This is a genomic window from Paenibacillus ferrarius, assembly GCF_002027705.1.
Lineage (GTDB): Bacteria > Bacillota > Bacilli > Paenibacillales > NBRC-103111 > Paenibacillus_E > Paenibacillus_E ferrarius.
The window spans coordinates 1-20346 of sequence record NZ_MBTG01000045.1 but is presented as its reverse complement, the minus strand read 5'-3'; the positions used below and the strand labels follow the sequence as shown (position 1 = coordinate 20346).

16 protein-coding genes and 3 pseudogenes are annotated in these 20346 nt (G+C 43.2%); 14 read left to right on the top strand and 5 right to left on the bottom strand.

From position 1 onward, the window contains the following. Positions 1 to 2: 2 nt before the first annotated feature. The 5 genes from BC351_RS32400 (at position 3) to BC351_RS32380 (ending at position 6919) form a co-directional block, all read left to right on the top strand. Positions 3 to 1100: an SGNH/GDSL hydrolase family protein gene (locus BC351_RS32400; RefSeq protein WP_079418847.1), complete on the top strand. Its 1098-nt coding sequence runs from the start codon at positions 3 to 5 to the stop codon at positions 1098 to 1100. A gap of 13 nt (positions 1101 to 1113) precedes the next feature. Next, the gene (locus tag BC351_RS32395; protein WP_079418845.1) at positions 1114 to 3675 is read left to right on the top strand and encodes a glycoside hydrolase family 2 protein; all 2562 of its coding nucleotides are present in this window, start codon (positions 1114 to 1116) and stop codon (positions 3673 to 3675) included. A gap of 1 nt (position 3676) precedes the next feature. After that, positions 3677 to 4447, top strand: coding sequence for a sugar phosphate isomerase/epimerase family protein (locus tag BC351_RS32390; RefSeq protein WP_079418843.1), 771 nt, complete (start codon positions 3677 to 3679; stop codon positions 4445 to 4447). Between the two features lie 466 nt (positions 4448 to 4913). Next, positions 4914 to 5273: a BlaI/MecI/CopY family transcriptional regulator gene (locus tag BC351_RS32385; protein WP_079418841.1), complete on the top strand. Its 360-nt coding sequence runs from the start codon at positions 4914 to 4916 to the stop codon at positions 5271 to 5273. Next, entirely contained in the window at positions 5270 to 6919 is a 1650-nt protein-coding gene (locus BC351_RS32380; RefSeq protein ID WP_079418839.1) for a M56 family metallopeptidase, read from the top strand. Before BC351_RS32385 ends, BC351_RS32380 begins: the two co-directional genes overlap by 4 nt. A gap of 122 nt (positions 6920 to 7041) precedes the next feature. Here the strand turns inward: BC351_RS32380 and BC351_RS32375 are convergent, their stop codons facing one another. The 5 genes from BC351_RS32375 to BC351_RS32355 form a co-directional block, all read right to left on the bottom strand. Then, positions 7042 to 7419 (bottom strand): aromatic acid exporter family protein, encoded by a 378-nt coding sequence (locus BC351_RS32375; protein WP_079418837.1) that lies wholly within the window; start codon positions 7417 to 7419, stop codon positions 7042 to 7044. Between the two features lie 7 nt (positions 7420 to 7426). Then, positions 7427 to 8332: a DMT family transporter gene (locus BC351_RS32370; protein WP_079418835.1), complete on the bottom strand. Its 906-nt coding sequence runs from the start codon at positions 8330 to 8332 to the stop codon at positions 7427 to 7429. Positions 8333 to 8373: 41 nt separating this feature from the next. After that, positions 8374 to 8763: a Rid family detoxifying hydrolase gene (locus BC351_RS32365; protein WP_079418833.1), complete on the bottom strand. Its 390-nt coding sequence runs from the start codon at positions 8761 to 8763 to the stop codon at positions 8374 to 8376. Positions 8764 to 8893: 130 nt separating this feature from the next. Beyond that, complete coding sequence (locus BC351_RS32360; protein WP_079418831.1) at positions 8894 to 9895, bottom strand: alpha/beta hydrolase; 1002 nt, start codon at positions 9893 to 9895, stop codon at positions 8894 to 8896. Between the two features lie 25 nt (positions 9896 to 9920). Beyond that, positions 9921 to 10814, bottom strand: coding sequence for an MBL fold metallo-hydrolase (locus tag BC351_RS32355; protein WP_079418829.1), 894 nt, complete (start codon positions 10812 to 10814; stop codon positions 9921 to 9923). A 255-nt stretch (positions 10815 to 11069) separates the two neighbouring features. On the opposite strand from BC351_RS32355, the gene BC351_RS32350 reads away from it, so the two are divergent. The 9 genes and pseudogenes from BC351_RS32350 (at position 11070) to BC351_RS44480 (ending at position 20212) form a co-directional block, all read left to right on the top strand. Further along, positions 11070 to 11615, top strand: coding sequence for a helix-turn-helix domain-containing protein (locus BC351_RS32350; protein ID WP_079418827.1), 546 nt, complete (start codon positions 11070 to 11072; stop codon positions 11613 to 11615). 118 nt (positions 11616 to 11733) lie between these two features. Then, positions 11734 to 12220 (top strand): annotated as a pseudogene (locus BC351_RS32345) (IS6 family transposase); the annotation flags it as partial. 127 nt (positions 12221 to 12347) lie between these two features. After that, positions 12348 to 12698 (top strand): annotated as a pseudogene (locus BC351_RS32340) (LytR/AlgR family response regulator transcription factor); the annotation flags it as partial. A 1-nt stretch (position 12699) separates the two neighbouring features. Next, on the top strand, positions 12700 to 13986 hold the full coding sequence (locus tag BC351_RS32335) for an ATP-binding protein (protein WP_079418825.1): 1287 nt from the start codon (positions 12700 to 12702) through the stop codon (positions 13984 to 13986). A gap of 235 nt (positions 13987 to 14221) precedes the next feature. After that, positions 14222 to 15391: a serine hydrolase domain-containing protein gene (locus BC351_RS32330; RefSeq protein WP_079418824.1), complete on the top strand. Its 1170-nt coding sequence runs from the start codon at positions 14222 to 14224 to the stop codon at positions 15389 to 15391. Between the two features lie 281 nt (positions 15392 to 15672). Continuing rightward, positions 15673 to 16215 (top strand): DUF1700 domain-containing protein, encoded by a 543-nt coding sequence (locus tag BC351_RS32325; RefSeq protein ID WP_079418822.1) that lies wholly within the window; start codon positions 15673 to 15675, stop codon positions 16213 to 16215. A 449-nt stretch (positions 16216 to 16664) separates the two neighbouring features. Then, positions 16665 to 18734 carry a serine hydrolase domain-containing protein gene (locus tag BC351_RS32320; protein WP_158082307.1) on the top strand — a complete coding sequence of 690 codons (2070 nt, stop codon included), beginning with the start codon at positions 16665 to 16667 and terminating at the stop codon, positions 18732 to 18734. Between the two features lie 297 nt (positions 18735 to 19031). Continuing rightward, positions 19032 to 19127, top strand: a pseudogene (locus BC351_RS43635) (GNAT family N-acetyltransferase); the annotation flags it as partial. Between the two features lie 749 nt (positions 19128 to 19876). Further along, positions 19877 to 20212 (top strand): CAP domain-containing protein, encoded by a 336-nt coding sequence (locus BC351_RS44480; RefSeq protein ID WP_244209190.1) that lies wholly within the window; start codon positions 19877 to 19879, stop codon positions 20210 to 20212. The last annotated feature ends 134 nt before the right edge of the window (positions 20213 to 20346 follow it).

Sequence of the window (20346 nt, the reverse complement as noted above, 5' to 3'; positions counted from 1 at the left end):
ACATGGAGACGATTCAGGTTCGAAATGGTTTATCGCAGGTTAGAAATAAGCTGGAAACAGGTCAATTGACATTGGGTTTCATTGGTGGATCTATTACAGAAGATAGCAGCGTGTTGTGGAATTGGCCAGAGCCAGTCGCACGTTGGTTTGTAGAATCGTTCCCCCATGCACGCATTACGGTGGAGAATGCTGCGATTGGTGCGACTGGGAGCGACTTGGCTGTATTTCGTGCAGAGCGAGATTTGATCAGCCGCCAATGTGATCTAATTTTTATTGAATTTGCTGTCAATGACTACCTGACACCATCCGAACAGCGGATGCGGGCAAGAGAGGGATTGATCCGTAAACTGCTGGCAGATGGACGCAGTGAGCTTGTAATTATTTATACTTACAGCCAGAGAATGTACGAGGAGATGTCGCAGGGTAAGGCCCCTGCCAGCATCGCTGAATTCGAACAGTTAGCAGAACATTACGGCATCAGCTCAGTTTGGGTGGGATTGCACGCCTGGCAGGAAGTGAAGAAAGGCCAAATGACCTGGGATGAATGGCTGCCGGATGGGCTGCATCCTCGGCACAGAGGCAGTCTGAGTTATGGACAGTGTGTAATTGCCTATTTGGAAAAGGAATTGATAACGGCTCCAGATCGGGATAGTGAAGTGACCCCTAGATCGCTCGCATCACCGTTAAATGCGCATCATTGGGGGAATGCGAGTACACTCTCCTTCGAAGAGGTCCAATTGGAAGGCCCTTGGCTAATAAGACGAGCAGCGGCTCATATGCCTAGGGTTGATCAGATTTTGACCACAGCAGCAATCGGCGCGAAGCTTTCCTTTTCATTTACAGGGAAGGGATTGGCGTTAGCCTTCGATTTTGGCAAAAAGTCAGCTGAATTCACGTATCAGCTCGACGGAGGCCCTGCCATCACGACTCGTCGGGATCGGCCTAACTGGTGCAATGACGGAGGATGGTTCCACATCTACTGGATTGCGGATGATCTAGAGGAAGGGCTTCATCATATTGAGCTGGAGGTTGTTCACGGCAATAGAGAGGACTGCACGGGGACGAATTTTCATTTGGGACTTATCGGAATCTTAAAGTAAGAGGTGCAGGACGATGAAACTACTTATAAATGAAGACTGGCAGCTAACGTCGGAGCCGCACTATCGTCAGGCTGCCGATCTCTGGTACGTTAAACAGAAAGAGCAGGATTGGCTGCGAACCAATTTACCCTGTGATGTGCATATGCCGCTTATCGAGCAAGGGACTATTGCGGAACCGCTAGACGCTGATCAGTGCTTTGCGAGTGAATGGACGGAGAACCGCTCTTGGTGGTTTAAGAAAACATTTGTGCTGACGGAGGAACAGTTGTGTTCAGAGCAAATGCTCCTTCAATTTGACTCTTTGGATGTAGAAGCAGATATCTGGTTGAATGATTGTCATCTGGGCCATCATCGCAGCGCATTTTATCCGTTTGCTTGTGATGTGAAGGGTAAGGGGCAGCTTGGCGAAAATCAAATCTTTGTGCGGGTGACCTCTGGTTTGGAGCACTATTCGGAAAACGATCTTGCGCTCATTCGCGAGGCCAAAGTGGTGTATGAGAACGAGCAGATCAGGCATAGAGGCGACCATCGCCGTGGCATGCTGAGAAAACCGCAATATGTATGGGGTTGGGATTGGGGACCAAGGGTAGTGACGTGTGGGATCATGGGTGAGGTTAGTATCACATGTATCCACAGTTTCCATATTCGAGATATTCACGTCACAACGACAAGATTGGATGCTGAGGACACAGCTGCATACTTACAGTTTCAATTGGAACTGGAGAACCTGCATCCTTTTCAAACCTTAGAAACGGAGCTGAAGCTGGAACTCCTTTTTATGGGGGACCAGGTACAGATCATTCAAAAAGATTGTTGTCTTCGTTCCGGGCTAAACTATGTGACAATTCCGATGAAGGTGCCTGATGCGAAGCTTTGGTGGCCGAATGGGATGGGGGAGCAGCCGCTGTATGTGGTTCGGGCAACGCTGCAGACATCTACACATGTTGTGGAATATCCAACTTTTTCAGTGGGAATACGCACATTGCAACTAAACATGGATAAAATCCCTGAGAGTCAGGAAGAACGTTCATTCACTTTTGAGATCAACGGTGTTTCCGTTTTCAGCAAAGGTGGCAATTGGATACCTGCTGATGCCATCTATGCGCGGGTCACGGATGCCAAATATAAGGCACTGCTGAGTGAAGCGAAGGAAGCCAACTTCAATATGCTGCGTGTGTGGGGAGGAGGTATCTACGAGAGGGATATTTTCTATGACAAATGTGATGAGTATGGGATTCTCATTTGGCACGACTTCATGTTCACCTGCGCGAAATATCCAGATCACTTGGCTTGGTTTCGGGACGAAGTAGAGCGAGAGATGGACTACCAGACTCGGCGTCTGCGCAATCACTGCGCGCTCGCGCTTTGGTGCGGCAACAATGAGAATCATTGGGGCTTTGAGGAATGGTGGAATGAGACGGAAGCCGCCGACTTCTACGGGGGAGCGGTCTGTTACAATGACATCGCGCCCCGCATTGTGCAGCGGAACAGTCCGACGATTCCTTATTGGAATAGCTCACCATACGGCGGTGCGCACCCGAATGGCACCCAAGCTGGTGATACACATCATTGGAATGATTGCATGATGCATCCCGACATGGAGAGGCGAATTACACCTGAAGAATATGACAAGGTGACCGCTAAATTCGTCTCGGAATATGGTTACATCGGCCCCTGCCGGAAGGCTTCCACAGCTATTTACCATAATGGTCAGAAGCTGGATCGTGAGAGCAAGCTTTGGCAGCTTCATAACAATATTTTCGAAAAAGATACCGTACTTGCTGGCATTAACAAGCACTATGTAGATACCGTACACTTGGAAATCGACGATTACTTGTTGTACGCAGGATTATGTCAGGGCTTCATGCTTGCTTATTCTCTTGAGGCGATTCGTGCCAAATTGTTTTGTTCTGGCGCTTTATTTTGGATGTACAATGACTGCTGGGGGGAAGTGGGCTGGTCAATCATTGATTATTATGCAACGCGGAAGATATCGTATTATTTTGTGAAACGGGCATTAGCACCGGTAAAGCTCCTTATCCGCGAGCAGGATGGGATGATTCAGCTTACGGCAATCAATGAAACTAGCACGGTTATCCGTGAAACCCTAGAATATGGACTTGTCTATTATGATGGAAGCGGAATGGAAGCACATGAGGCAGAAGTTGAACTTTCTCCATTCTCGCGGGAGGTTGTCCTGCAATGGCCTTCACCTTCCTATCCTTCGAGAGAGGCGTGTATCTTCATTAGAGCATTAAGTGAATCCAGCGAGATAATGCCTGCTATCCTGCACAGCGAAGTGTTTCGCAATCTCAACTTACCTGATCCACAATTACAAGTGTCCAACATCCAAGTCATCGAACCTGGGCTAACTCGCTGCACGGTTTCAAACAAAGCCTTTGCGCATGCGGTGTATTTCGGTTTGGATGAGACGATTCAGTTGAGTGACGAATATTTCGACTTGCTCCCAGGTGAGAAGCGGGACATTACAATACGGCACGGGGAGATTGCCCTCATACCCGATCAGATTGTACCACGCTCGATCATACTAAATCATAGCGAAGGCGGCCTATAACATGAAACAGAAATTTGCTGTACAGCTGTATACCCTGCGTAACGAATGCGAACAAGATTTCCCAGGCGTACTAAGAGAACTGAAGCAAATGGGCTGGGCAGGGGTTGAACTGGCGGGACTGCACAGTTATTCAGCTGAAGAGATTGCCGAAGTGCTGCAAGAAACAGGCTTACAAACGGCCGGTATGCATGTTTCGTTTCTGCGTTTAAGCAGTGAACTGGAGAGTGTGCTTTCGGAGGCACGACGATTGAATACGACAACTTTGATCTGTCCTTCAGTCCCTCATGAGCTTCGAAACGAAGAAGGTTACCAGCAATTTCGCAACCAATTAAATGATATTGCGAAGGACATACAGCCAGATGGTTTTACACTTAGCTTCCATAACCATGCATTTGAGTTTGAAACAAACGTTAATGGAATGAATGCGTTGGAGTATATACTTGAGCCTTCTGCGGATAATGCTGTTTTGGCCGAAGTTGATGTGTATTGGGTGAAACATGCAGGGCAAGATCCGGCGGCATTTATTCGTCCGTACAGCCATCGGATGCCGACTATGCATGTGAAGGATATGAGCAACGATGAGAGGCGAACGTACGCCGAAATTGGCACGGGAGTAATCAATTTCGATCCTATTTTGATATGGGGAGAGCAGAATGCTGTTGCATGGTATGTTGTGGAGCAGGATGTGTGCCAAGGGAATCCAATGGACTGCGTGAAGCTTAGCTTAACGAACTTACACCGAATAGCGGAAAGACTTGCCACAAATATATAGTCTTGAAGAGGCTTTCCCATAACGATAAGGGAGAGCTTTCGTAGAAAAATGGTGCTCAGCAGGTCCCCCTGATTGAGAAAATTCAATAAAATAAAAGGATCTACATTTTATTCATAACTAATATGTAGATCCTTTTATTTTCTGGTCTGAGGAAAAAAGTATTAATCGAGGAGTGCTCGTTACAAACGTGCAATTATGCGCGGCAATACGCGTTTAATTTTCTTCGGCTGATATGCATTTCTTAATAGTTACGTGCTAAAAGCCCATTGGAGTACAAACATCCTTAATAATCTGCAGCAGACCTGGAACACATAGTAGACGGATTATAAGGCAGGGAAATGAGAACAGCGAGGTGGGGTATGTTTCAGTACGTTACGGAGAACTCCCTCGACAAAAACGTTCTACTGCAGTAGAATATATATTAATTCTACTGCAGTAGAATTAAGGGAATATGAGGTGCTTTCATATGAATATTAAGCTGTTTGACAGCGAGCTTAACATTATGGAGATTTTGTGGCGAGAAGGAGATACGACTGCTAAGAGAATTGCAGAAGTAACAAAGGAAAGAATAGGATGGAGCAAGACAACAACCTATACCATCATCAAGAAGTGCCTCGATAAAGGAGCGATTGAGCGGCAAGAGCCAAATTTCGTTTGCCGTGCGCTTGTGACGCGAGAGCAGGTGCAAGAGCATGAAACAACAGAGCTTATCAATAAGATGTATGATGGTGCCCCTGACAGGCTGATTGCTTCGCTTTTAGGGCAGAGAAAGTTGACGACAGAGGAAATTTACCACTTAAAACTACTGATTGAGAGCTTAGAATGATTTGGGGGATGTCTTTGCTTGAAATGAGTGTATCGGCTTCCCTCATAATTCTTGCGGTTGTATGCTTTCGCTCCCTGCTCCTGCATAAGGTTCCTAAAATGACTTTTATCGTTCTTTGGGGAATTGTGTTATTCCGGCTGCTTGTTCCTATTTCTGTCCAATCGCAATTTAATATTTATACGGCGGTTAATGATTTAGGCAGGATGTTCACAGTACAAGAGAGCAATTCCCTAATGCAAAACTCACCGATTTCAGATGGCGGCACAGTTACCATGCCTCCCATAACAGATGGTATGATTACTTCAGCCGTACCATTGGAGTTGGCTTCACCGATACCTTTTTTCGTGCTGGTATGGCTTATTGGTTTTACGTTATGTGCTATGTTTTTCATCATCCCGCATTTACGGTGTCGAAATATTTACAGAATGTCGTTACCGATTGAAAATGATTTCATCCAAAAATGGCAGAAGTCTAATCCTGTATGGCGAAAGGTGCAAATCCGACAGTTAGATAGAATTTTGACTCCGCTCACCTATGGTATTTTTCAACCTGTGGTACTCTTGCCGAAACATATCGATTATACCGATCCAAAACAACTCGAGCTTATCCTTACCCACGAATACATTCACATTAAACGATTTGACACGCTCAAAAAGTGGTTACTTGTAGCTGGTGTGTGTGTCCATTGGTTTAACCCTTTCGTGTGGGTCATGTACATCCTTGCCAACCGTGACATCGAGCTGTCTTGCGATGAGATGGTCATAAGGACATTTGGGGAAAGCATGAAGCCTTCTTATGCTATGGCACTTGTCCGTTTGGAAGAAAAGAAAAGCGGGCTGTCTTCAATAGTTAGTCATTTTTCCAAAAACTCAATCGAAGAACGGATCATATCCATTATGAAAACCAAGAAAATCTCTAGAGCGGCGATGCTGCTCGCTATTGTGGTTGTGGTCGGAACCGTTACGGTCTTTGCGACTTCGGCACTGGACAAAACGGAAACGGCTTCGGGTGTCGAGAACCCTGTGGCTGAAAGTACGCCCGCCTTGTATCAAGGCGAATCGTCGACAGCGTTAATGCCGATTGATTTAACCTTTACCAAATCGGACGTGCCGCAGTTGATTGATCAGCTTAACGCTTCAAAGTATAGGGCGCTTTATTTGGACAACGAGATTGTTCTGCGCGTATTGAATGATAATTCCATACAGATTAGCAAGGACAAAGGGGCATCTTGGAAAAAATATGATACTGACAGAGTCTACGCAACAGATTTTGCCGTCTGGCTTCTGAAAAATGATCCGAATCCTGGCTACTCAATGAAAGAAATGCAGAGTCGCTTAGCAAACGGAGCAGAAGTAGAGCATATTAGGTTTGAAAACGGAAAGGAAATGTATGTTGTCGTAGACAAAAGTGGCGTCCAGATTGAGCTTGTTCAGCCTGAAAAAATAACTTCAGTCCTGTTAGACGGTCAAAGAATGATGATTACTTCCGATAGAATCCCCATGCTGATATCAGCACAGGAACTGAAATCGTTTTATGACTTATTAGTTTACAATAATATACTGACAGAAACTCAAGCAGAACAAAATTATTCGGAAAGAGTAAAACATCTTAAAGAAAATGATTCGATCTTTACGGTAACAAATTAAAGGGCCAATCAAGGATCAACATTACGCTAACTGCGAACGTTAGTTTAACTATTACGGCGGCAACCTAAGACTATAATTTCCAGTCTAAGTGTGCCGCTGTGACTCTTAGTGAATCAGTTTAATCATTCCCCATAGAATGTCACCATCCAAAACATAAATGATGGTGATTGGTAACCGATTAAATGGAAGATAACGACAGTACCTGTAACGATTCCCTCGCGGTTTCTGATGTGATGAAGAACTGTAAATACGAGAAGCACAAACAGACCAACAGCCCAAGGATAGAAGCCACAAAGCCAGAAGATTGCTGATCCAGCACCCAGAGCGAACACGGACGCCGTTATCCGATTAACGGCACTGCGTATTCCTCTGCGCCTTGTTACTTCTACTCCAAGAATGGGCAACAATCCGGTATTGGCTAGTGAATGAATCCCTAGTAGCTCTGCTGCGTACATGGCAACAATCGCTGCAATCGCCGATTTGATAATACGAAGGCTCATGATAAAATTACCACTTTGCCGTAGTGAGTGAAATCGGATCGTTATGTGATTTCTTTCTCGGTAGCAAAGTAGAAAGGACTACGCCGCACACAATGAGAATGGAACCGCCGATTTGTGTGAAGGTTACCGGAGTTCCGAGCATGAAGTAGCCAAGCACCATGGCTACGAATGGCTGGAGATTCAGAAATACGGATGCTTTGGCAGCACCTACCTTCTGAATTTGGTTGTTCCAGATGATTGCACATAGGCCTTGAATGAGCAGAGCCGAGCCGATTAAGAGTACCCACCAACCTAAGGAATGACTACTCTGTTCATGAGGTTCGCGCCATACGGCTACCGGAAATACAAGCATGCAGCCGAGTAAAGTTGAATATGCGGTCGCTTTGAGCGCATCCATTCTTTCTGTCAGCTTTCTCATTAGGACGGTAGCTCCGGAGAAGGCGAACATGCAAATAAACATGATTCCCATACCCGTTGTAAGTGATATATGCAATCCTCTGCCTTGGCCGACTACGAAGAAGACGCCGGCAAGCGCGACCAAGGATCCTACGGCCATACGCAGAGTGAAGGATTCTCTCAAGAAGATCCGCGCCAGCAAGGCGGTGAATATTGGAGAAAGTGACAAAATGAGCGAAGCTGTCGTCGCGTCTATCGTCTGCAATCCTGTAAAGAAAGAGACTTGGTGCAGTAACATCCCAATTAAAGCGAGCGGAATTAAGTAGACGACATCTCGTGTTGTCAGTCGAATCATACGCTTGGCTATGATCAAATAGCTAAGCAGGAACACCGAGGAGACAGCAAGTCGGTATGCGGATAGGTGCATTGCGGGAAATTCTCTCAGCAAGAGTGAGCCGAATACGAAATTGCTTCCATAGAGAGTCGCGCAGAGTAAGAGAAGCAGATAAGTTCGCAAGCAAACGCGCCTTCTTTCAAAATATGGCTAGTACAGTAGCCTTATTGGTTTAACTGTCGTTTGATGGCAACCAGTTCGATCTCGATCTCGGCGCTACGCGGCAGTTTGGCTACCTGCACGGTAGTTCTAGCGGGATGATGGTTACCGAAATAATGGCTGTAGACGTCATTCATTTGCCCAAAGTGATCCAGATTAGTCATAAAGACTGAGGTTTTCACAACGTCTTCTAGCGTATAGCCAGCTTCCGATAATACGTTCTGAAGGTTCGATAAGATCTGTTGAGTTTGTGCAACGATGCCTTCCTTCAACTGGCCCTCCGTATCTATTGGGAGCATTCCTGATGTGTAAATAACAGCTCCTGCAGCTATGGCTTGTGAATAAGGCCCGATTGCAGCCGGCGCTTGAGCAGATGTTATAGCTGTATGATTCATGGTGCATATGCCTCCTTCAATGTATTCAGGTTTTGTCGTATAGCATTCGGTTATTAAAGAGCCCGCAGCAACAAGCTGCGGGTCTCAGAATAGCTAGGAGATAGTATTGAAATCCGCTGATGTTGCGTCGTTATTGGCCCGCTGGCGTATAAGCTTCGTCTAGGAATGATTGAACCGCTTGGAACGCCTGAAGTCTATTTTTCTCGAGTAGTACCATATGAGTGCCTTCTCCGATCTCAACCCAACGGCGATAAGCAGCACCTGTTAGGGAGGTAAAGAAGTTTTGTGCCAATTCTAAGGGCACATCTATATCCCACTCTGCGTGGACGAGGAGCACAGGTACGGTAATAGCTTTAGGCTCATAGAAGGCTTTCCCAACCGTCCAATATTCGCGTATATCTAGAATAGGCCCGTTGGTAGCACGAATATGTTCTGGGTGTACTGTCTTGTTATTAGGATCGGTTGCCAGAGTTGCTTCAACCCATTTCTCGAACCAACCCTCAGGGATTAGGCCGTCACGCTTCCCTTCGGGAGCTGCACTTAACCAGCGTTCTTTAGTGGTGCCTGCTGGCACAAGTCGGTAAGAGCCAAGCGGACCACCTGTATCGATGGGTATTGGCTTGGTGCTTAGCCACTGAGGAGCGATGAGGGATAGCTTGTTTACTTTGTCGTTGTTAAGGCTTGTGTATGCCCCGGCCACCGTACCGCCCCAAGACATCCCAAGTACATTGACCTTTGTTAGATTGCGATGCTTGAGGACGAAGTCTACGGCCGAGCCAAAGTCACGAACCCCGGTTTCTGTACGAACAAGCGGAGGATTTTGATCCGCTGGCTGCTCCATCTCTGGAGGTCTAGTGGATCCGCCGTAGCCGCGAACGTCTACCGCATAGACGTCATAGCCGTGGCTGGCTAGGTAATCAAGGAAGGTGAATCCGTCTAGCTCCACGTCATACAGGCTGCCAACTGGATAAGTAGCACCATGAACCATGACGATCGTTTTCTCGTTAGAGAAGACAGTCATAGATGCAGGGCGTTTATTGCGGATCGATAGCTCGATACCAGGTGTGTCGCTGGCTATGTTAAAGTTCTCGGATACGATGTTAATAGATTTTTTGAATGTATTGTTAGACATAAATGTTTCGCCTCTTTTCGTTATATTAGATAAAGCGCCAGTTGAAGCCGTCGTCGCTTCTGGTTACATAACCTGCTGAACTCTCTGGAAAGTGCGTACTGAAATAAATAATTGGGCGATCGGCGAGGTATTCCAAAGCCCACCTGCGGGAGATTCGAGCTTGATCACCAAATTCACAGTACATAGAGTTCCATTCAGGTTTCATGACTTGGAATGGATGATGCATGATGTCGGCGCCGAACAAAGCTTCTTCTCCACCTGATGAAAGACGAATGGACATTTGTCCGATACTGTGACCTGGAGTCGGAATGAATGTAAATATATCTAGAAACTTCCCGCCTTCTGGACCGATTGTTTCCGTTAAGCCAGCCTCTACAACAGGGAGTACACTCTCTTCATAAACATTGAAGTTTGCTTCGTTTTCTTTGTTATGGCTTGCTTCACTGGAGTAATATTCTTGTTCTTTAATAGGGAAAACATACTTAGCATTCGTGAATGTCGGTACCCATTTGCCGTCGACAAGCTTCGTATTCCAACCGACATGATCGACATGCAAATGCGTTAATAACACGTAATCAACTTCCTCTGGAGTAACGCCAGCCTCTTTAAGCCGCTCGAGATAAGGCATCTGTAGATTGGCGAGATCCGGATTAAGTGGCAGGTTTTTATCATTTCCTGTAGCTGTATCAATAAGAATCGTATGCTTCGGCGTTCTCACGAGCCAGGTGCCGATGCTAACGATGAGCTGCGAATTGTCATCTATTAATCCTTCTGGGAAGGATTGTTTGTTCTCTTCCAAAAAAGTGGGATCCCACGTGCCTGAGAAATATATTTCTGGTGGAACGCCACTGATTACCATTTCCGTAACGCGGGTAACAGTGGTATCGCCTACGGTGTAAATCTTGGGTAGCTTTGTCATTTGGCTCATCGCCCTCCTCGAAAATTTCGCTGAAACTGAAATATTATATTAAAACTAATTATGTGCAAATGTCCCGGGATCGTATTTACACATCAGCCTTGTTAAAATCTTAATCCAATAATGACGTCAAATCAACGTTTTTACACCGGAATTGAGACCTCGCGAGAGGGCTTGCTATTGCTCGTTATTTTGATTAAGATCATAATATTAATTTCGCTGACAGCGAAAAAAATGTATCGATAGGAGAAATGGCAGATGGATTCTATTGGAGAGGCTATAAGAAATACTCGCAAAAAACAGAAATTAACGCTCAAAGAGGTGGCAAACGCAGCATCCATCTCATTATCGTTTCTCAGCGAAATCGAACGCAACAAAGCGAACCCATCCATAAGCGTCCTGAAGCGAATCGCCAATGCGTTAAATGTTAACTTCACCAATTTATTCGGAAATAAAGAACAAAGCATTGTCGTGAGAAAAAATGAGCGCAAAACGTTGGTACATTCTGAAGGCTCTCGTATTACGTGGTATTCCCTTAGCGAGGGAAGTAGAAATAAGATGGGGCCAATCTTGGGTGTGCTTGAAGAAGGTGCAACCTCCGGTGATGTAGGTGTAGGGCACAGCGAAGGAGAAGAATTTCTGCATGTCCAATCTGGGTGTATAGAGTTCATGCTAGGGAATGATAGATACACTCTGGAGGAGGGAGACAGTATTTATTACGACGCTAGAACACCGCACCGTTATAAGAACGTATGGAAAGGTGAGACTTTGGTGCTTGCCGTATCGACGCCTCCATATTTTTAAGTTGAAGAATGATGCTCTTGAAAATTAAATCGACACATCGTGAATTATGGTTGTGGTGCAAAGCTCTAATTCGTGATAACGTAATTGATAATGAAGTCATGAGAAGGAGCAACTTGCTTTGGGAACGAAATTGGATTTATTTAAATGGAAGCAATATGAATCAGCAATCATTTTACAACAGTACGATGGTATTTAAAATATAGTTTAAGCTACCGAGAAAACGAATCCGCCCCTTTTTGAAACCTACCAACGACTCGTGGAGGACTGACGAAACCTACATCAAAGTTAAAGGTCAGTGGAAGTATTTATACAGAGCCGTTGATTCTATGGGGAAAACTATTGATTTCATGTTATCTGAAAATCGGGATATGCCGGCAGCTAAGCGCTTCTTTACAAAGGCTTTGACCTCTCCACATACTCAAATCCCACGTGTAATCACCTTGGATAAAAATCCAGCATATCCACCAGCCATACAAGAATTAATAACTGAGAAATCCCTGCCAAAAGAAACCTTGATTAGACAGACAAAGTATCTAAACAACATTGTGGAGCAAGATCACCGGTTCATAAAAAAAATCACAAAACCAAATCTCGGTTTCAAATCGTTAAGTATACAAAGAAACTCCGAAAAAGAAGCTCGTTCATTTGGTGTTGAGGGATTTTAATTTGCATTTCATCCAAAAGCTATCTATACAAAGTCAAAAGGTTGTATCATGCTTATATAGAGTTATAGAAAAAAAGTTTATGGTTATCAAGTCAACCTATGAAGAAATCGTTTTAAAATATGATGACCTCATTAGTATTCAAGCTGCCAAAAGCTTAACTATAAAAAACAAACTACATTTTACGACCACTAATCAAACCTATGAAAGCAAAGGCATCATTTCAGATTATGCTTTTGCCTTAAAAGACTGTAACTTCTTGCAAATCCATCGTTCCATTATTATTAACCTGCTTCATGTAAGAAAGTTTGCTAGCGGAGTTGTTCTAATGTCCAATGGGTTGGATTTACCCATAGGCCGTTCTAAAATTAAAGAGGTTAAAGATACTTACACCAAATTTATGATTATGAAGGTCGATTGATATGATTCAAAACAATTTTCCTATTGTCTTTAGCATTGTACTTGTGATGGGTGTTCAAATTAATTTTTTCTTCAACTCGGTTTTTGATAAATCAGCTAAAAAACATAACCGATTCATTTATTTCATTATGTTTGGGTTGCTTGATTACCTGTATCTGGTTATTCCCATCTCTCCTATTTTATCTTTGATTCTACCTTTGCTCATGATATTTAGTTTTGCACAATCTTATCAAGTAGAAATTAAAGACAAGATCATTTTTTCTATGTTTTACGGTGTTTTAATATCTCTTGTTAATTTTATATCCCTTTATATTTTTTATACCTTATATTCAGTTGAGTTTAGCTTTGACCCTGTAAATGAACATGATCAAATAGCCTACACAAAAGCTATTTTACTCAGTTGCATGATTATGTTTGCTATCATTCAGATCATACGACTACTTGCAAAACGTAGAAGTTACTCTTTGCATTATCGTTACTACATATTTTTTTCGGTTATTCCTATCGTAAGTATAAACCAACTGAATATTCTAACTTATAAGGACGCCTATTCTTTCATATCCGTCATTGTATTACTATTCTTAAACGTTATGATTTTCTATGTTTTTGATATGATCATTGATAAATTTCAATTCATGCATGAGAATGCTCAGCTGCAACAGCAGATGGACCATCAGGATGCGAATTACGAAAAAGCCGTTCACAGCTTCAAATCCATTAAAAGAATCATTCATGATACGAATCAGCAGTTTTTGTATATTGAAGAGTGTATTAAGCGAAATGAGTTAACAACTGCACTGGAACATATTAAGACGACATTAAATAAAGTCGAAGGAGCTTATCAACGGGTTAATACGGGGAACCTGGTTATTGATGCCCTTGTCACAAACATTCTTAATATAGGACAAGCCAATGGCATAAGAATAGATACAAAGATTAACTTATGTTCACAAGTAGTCCCTATTGACCGTTATGACTTATGTGTTGTCATTGGAAATATGCTAGATAACGCAATAGAGGCTTCTAAAAAGTTAAAAGTCGCAGAAGATAGGTACATTCTTATAAAAATACATTCTACCGAGTCTACCCTTCTCATTCACATCATGAATCATATGGAGAATGAAGTTGCCCACTTAAACACCCAAAAATCAAACCCGGAATTTCATGGTATTGGATTAACGAACATAGCTAGAATCTGCGACAAGTACGGTGGTCATATGACCATTGAAACGACACATAAAGTATTTAATAATATGGCGCTAATACCATTATATACCAACAATCCTTAGACAACCTGTTGTTTAGGGATTGTTTTTTGCGTTTCAGGGCGCTTTTCATTCTAACAGCGTTCTTTCTTTTATGATGAATTCAGTAAGTCACATCTAGAAGGAATACGAGGAGGGATTAATAATGAAGAAGATTGTTTCCGTAGTAATGACCGCTTTACTTATTGCAATACCGGTAAAACAACAATTATGAAGATGATTACAAACTTATAATATTAATAGAGAAGAGGAACGCTTTATGAAAGTAAGTAGTCAAATTACATTTGCAAGTCTGGCCCTTTTAATAACTGGAAGTTCCCTGCTATACACATCGCCAACCTCAATTGTAAAAGCAGAGCCCACTCAAAATGAATCTAGTTCTTTACAAACAAGCACTCAACAAGACCATAATTCCGTCAAGCAAGCTATGCGGGATACATTGCAACTTGGATTCCCGGGGATACTTGCTAAAACTTCTGAGGGTGGAAAAAAGTGGGGTTATGCCACTGGGGTAGCGAATCTGAGCACCAAGAAACCAATGGAAACAGATTATCGCTTTCGCATTGGCAGCGTGACGAAGACGTTCACCGCAACGGTTGTACTTCAATTAGCTGGAGAGAACCGCTTGAATCTAGACGACTCCATCGAAAAATGGCTGCCTGGTGTCATTCAAGGAAACGGATATAATGGTAATCAGATTACCATCCGGCAGATATTGAACCATACAAGTGGTATCGCTGAATACTCAAGGTCCAAAGACGTAAATTTTATGGATACAAAAAAATCGTTTACGGCTGAAGAATTAGTGAAGTTGGGAATTTCTCTGCCCCCAGACTTTGTCCCAGGAAAGGGCTGGTCTTATTCAAACACAGGATACGTATTACTGGGTATTCTTATTGAAAAAGTAACTGGAAACAGCTACGCGGAAGAGATTGAAAATCGGATTATTGAACCGCTTGAATTGTTGGATACATTCCTACCTGGTAATTCAAGCGTTATTCCAGGCACCAAGCATGCACGGGGATATTCCCAACCAGACGAAGCAAGTGAGATAAAAGACGTTACTTATTATAATCCAAGCGCAGGTAGCTCGGCTGGAGATATGATTTCTGATGCTGACGACTTAAATAAATTCTTCTCTTCCTTGCTCGGTGGCAAATTACTGAAGGAAGAGCAACTAAAACAAATGCTTACTACAGTTCCTGTAGGAAGAAGTGGAATCGAAGGATATGGTCTTGGAATCTCTGAAATTAAGCTTTCAAATGGTGTCTCGATATGGGGACACACAGGTGGCATTCTTGGGTTTTCTACGATTGCTGGAGGTACACTTGGAGGCAATCATACGTTGGTCGTCAGTTTGAACAGTTTGGGTAGAGATAACAGTCCTAATCCTTTTAAAAGTATTTTACTTTCTGAATTTAACAAGTAGGGAAAACGGAAAAAGAGAAAAAATGTCGATGGCATTTTTATGAATCTAACGATTCAAGATGAGTTTTATTTGTTCGCTGAAATACTACTGCGATATCTATCTCCACATATTCTTCAAAAACTTGCGCAAGAGACAGGCAGTATATACCTCACTTGTTTCATGGGAGGCTGACGGAGCTATTATTCTATAACAAAAAAAATGAAACGAATACCTAAACACTATGTCCTTAGAATGGGATATTTTATTAATTTATATAGCAGAAATTAAAGGAGTATAAAATTATGCATAGCTATCTTGAAAAAATTGAAAAGTATTTAAAAGCTTTGTCCTCTTCCGAGCGTATTGACATTATAAAAGAAATCAAAAGTGCAATGCTTGAGTTGCAAAATACTGGTCTTACTACTGAGCGAATCATCGAAAGGTTAGGAAACCCAAAAGAATTAGCGAAAGCATACTTAGGTGATGCCATTTCAAAAAACAGTAAATTCAGTTGGCGTAAATTCGCCGCTGTATTTGCTTTTTGTAGCAGCTTTGCAGGGGCCATTGGTATGTTTGTTTTGCCGATTATCAGTACTCTTTCCATTGCTTTAATGATAAGTGGAGTTATTACGCCATTAGGCGGAATTATTAAATTTGTCGGGAATTTTATGGGAGATGATATTACCGGAATAACAATCCAAATTGGAGCATTTACACCAAGCCCAATGCAGTTCTTACCAGCTTCTATTGTGATTGGTGTGTTGATGTTTTTGTTGGGGAAAGTGTTATGGAGACTTACAATTAAATATATACACGCAATTAGTCAAAACAAGAAAACACTCTGAATGTGAGCCCTAGCGTTGAGTGACTTACCTACCATATTTTTTCCTCCTAATTTATAAATCTTTTTTTTGTTAAAATTCCAATAAATTTTAATTTTACTATTTATAACAATCTATTAAATGGGATAAAACAGGAGTCGAGCAAACACTTTAACATTAATACTTCGGCTGTACCCGTTTTTGACACCAGGCTTTTCAGCCTGCGATCTATCCACTATTACCATTTGTTTTCGATGCGTTTACGGTCTATGACAGCTACTCTGGTACTACCCCTACAGTCATTGAAAACAGTAGTGCAAAGGACCAGGTCGTTGCTGCGGTCAGATCCTATTTTGCTTGACCTTAGGCTAGGTAATGAACTAGACGGAAGACTGTGTGGGGAAATAATCCATCATGCTACACTGAGTGGGTACTTCCAGCCTATACTAATTTTATTGAAGGAGAATTTTCTAATGCGCAAAAAAAGAGTTTCAAAAGTGCTCGCTGTAACGCTAAGCACGTCTCTAGCTGCGACTTACTTGATTGCTTTGGTCGGAGGGCATAGTGTCAGTGCGGAACAGCTCCCTCTTAAGGGGCAAACAATCACTGCGATTCAGCCTGCAGCTGTTCCTGCTGCTCCAAGCGGTCCGATTGACCCCAAAGAAGTGGAGGCCTTCGCGGACAATTACTTTGGGGAAAGCCTGAAGAAGTTCAATGTTCCGGGTGCCATGTTCGTCGTCGTTCAGGACGGACAAGTTGTTTTATCTAAAGGATACGGGTATGCAAACAAAGAAAGCAAAATCCCAGTTGATTCCAATACCGTTTTTCGCATCGGTTCCATTTCAAAGACGCTTACAGCTGCGGCTGTGCTGCAGCTTGCTGACCAAGGGAAGATCAAGCTGGATCAGGACATCCAATCCTATCTCGGAGGTATCACAATACCCAATTCGACAAGTAAACCGCTAACTATGGAAAATATGCTGACCCATATGACTGGGTTCGATTTCCCATATGAAAAAGACGATGACGCCTCGCCCGATCTTCTCAATCAAGAGAATTCTCTTCGAGATTTCTTAATGGATCGAATGCCAACTATCGTCCGGACGCCGGGGGAAGCCTACCAGTATGACGATTATGCTTTTGCTTTGGCCGGATATGCCGTGGAACAAGTTACCGGACTCCCTTTTCATGAATACATGGATAAAAACATCTTTCAGCCGCTCGGTATGAATTCTTCCCATGATCTTGTAACCCCAGAGCTTAAAGCCCGAATGGCTGCAGCTTACGATCCGGAAGGCACGCCATATCCGGAGTATGGCCTTTATCCTACGGACATGCCTCAGGGCGGAATGTTGTCCACCGGAAGCGATATGGCTAAATTCATGATCATGCTTCTGCAAAAAGGAAAGGCTGGGGATCGGCAAATGTTAAGCGAACAAAGTGTTCAGCGAATGAGTGAGTTTTCCGTTTTCGCTCATCCTGCCATACCTATTACAAGCTATGGATTTGAAAGCATTTTCAATGAACTGTCGAATGGTCAGTATGTCGTCAGCAAAGGTGGGAACATCCCCGGACATGCCTCATTTACATGGCTACTGCCTGAGCGCAAAACAGGAATGTTCGTCATTTATAATAATGATTCCGAATTGCGCTCGGATTTGTATGCAGCCTTTATGGACCATTATTATCCGAAGAGCACCCAGACGCCTGAATCTGTATCATCTCTGACAGAACAGCAAGCCGCGCGTTACGTCGGATTATACAAAGATCTGCATACCCCGTCATTTGTGACTAGAATTACGTACAATAACGGACAACTTGTAGCGGAAGACAGATACAAATTGGGGAATGGCAAGACTACTTTGAAAAAGATAGATCCCTTGTTGTTTATGGATGACTACGGGAAGAAAATAGCATTTCTTGAACAAAAGGATGGCGGTATTGCTAATATGTACAGACCTGCCAAGTCACCGATAGCTTATTCGCCCAAAATACAGGAAAAAGCGCTGTTTTCCGATGTCTCGAAAGAAAGCCCCTACCAACTGTCTATTGAAAAGCTCCATTCGCTGGATATCATCAATGGAAGAGATGGGCGCAGCTTTGACCCCAAAGCGTCCATGACCCGTGCGGAATTCATCACAATGTTGCTGCATGCTGTCGGCTATCCGCCCTCCAAATCGAAATCCGGTTATACGGATATCGAACACCATTATGCGGTCAAAGAGATTCAGGCAGCGGTCGAGAATCATTGGTTGGGGGAGGAGCCTGAAGGCCGGTTTGAACCGGATCGCACGATAACTCGGGAAGAAATGGCCGTCATCTTAACGCGCATTCCTCTTCCTTGGCCACTTAGCGATGAGGTGCGATTGGCAGGGCAAACCGATGAATCGGCTATCAAGGCCGTAAGCAAGCTTATTGCTGCCGGAGTTACGGATCCAGTCACAATAGCCAATTCTGACGGTTCAGTCGATTTCCGCTCCAAAGCACCTTTGCTTCGCCAAGAAGCCTCCTATTTCATTGACAAGATTCTATTTGTTCCTTAAACTCTTATCGGGCCGATACAGCCGCATTCGCACCGTGACGGAATCATGTGATCGCGCATGAACTGGCCCACTACAACGAAAGGATAAGATCTGGAATATGGTCGGCAGTCTTTCAAACGGAAGGAAGCAGTAGACAAAGTCTGTTTAGAGACGGTGAATGGCATGACATCATTCATATGGGTTTTTGAAAATGAATACTTTGAGAAACAAGTAAAAAAGGGATAACATGGTTCTACCGCAGAAGAGAGGAACAGCTATTGAATGGCAGCAACTAAATATGATAGTTTGGGTAATTAAAGTTCGAAGAGAATAGATGCACATAATTTTTTCGAGAAGCTGGGATTCAATGGAACAATTAGTAAAGGATTTAAGAAATATATAAGAATACATTGACAACAGGTATTTAAACTAACGAGAAACTTTAGCACAACAACAGGAACAATTGTACGGTGAAAATAAAGTATTAGACTAACGCGACTGCGTTGAACTAACGGGGGAGTTAAGCGTGACAAGAACACGCATATTTAAAGACTAGCCACCATAAATGGTGGTTTTTTGTTGTTTTAGGTTATTTCAAATTGTATCTCGGAACAACTTATCATGTATCTAAATGCAGAAAACAAAGAATTTTTTCATGGTGCTTGGAATTTAAAAAATCAATCAGTAAGGGAGATATTTATGTGTCGCACGTAGTTGGGAGTGCAATCTTTGCAATTATAGGATTTTTGTGCGATGGAACTTTACAAAACCTTTATTTGATAACATTACTACTTTGACGGTTCAGGAGGGATTGTTATAAAACCATTGGTCATAATAGCAGCATTACTACTCGTTACAGGTTGTTCAAGTAATAATTCGACTAACAATCAAATGAATGCTAAACAAATGAAGCTTGAAACTCATGCTCCTAATGCTGCTTCAACGTCATAACTCAAGCATCATCCATTTCTACTGCGGGTGCAGGGAAATCACCGATTACGATTAAACAAGCACCCAATGACGCTTCGAATTGGCTGGATTGGTTCCAAGGCAACTATGCACCGGCAGAAAGCCCAGCGAATCAAGCCGTAAATCCGCAACAGTCCGCCAATCCTCAACAGTCCGTAAATCCATCCCAATCTGCTCAGCAAGTCTTGGATCTGGTGAATCAAGAAAGAACGAAAGCAGGCTTGAATTCCATTAGCTTGAACAGCAGTCTCTCGAAAGTAGCGATGGCTAAGGCTCAGGATATGTACAACAATAATTATTTTGATCATCAGTCTCCGACTTATGGATCCCCGTTTGATATGATGACTGCATTCGGTGTCACATATAACTCTGCAGGGGAAAACATCGCCAAAGGCCAGACGAGCCCGACGGAAGTGATGAACCAATGGATGAGCAGTCCTGGCCATCGTGCCAACATCCTGAATAGCAGCTACACCCAAATCGGGATAGCTTACTATAATGGTGAGTGGGTTCAGGAATTTATAGGATAGTAGGTCAAGGACTTCAAAAAAGAGTATCAAATCCCACAAAAGGTGTCTGCAGAAGTTTTGGAGGATATTACGGAGTGGATATTGACCAAATAATAAAAAGATACCCGTTTATCTCATCGTCTGTCGGTTCCGGT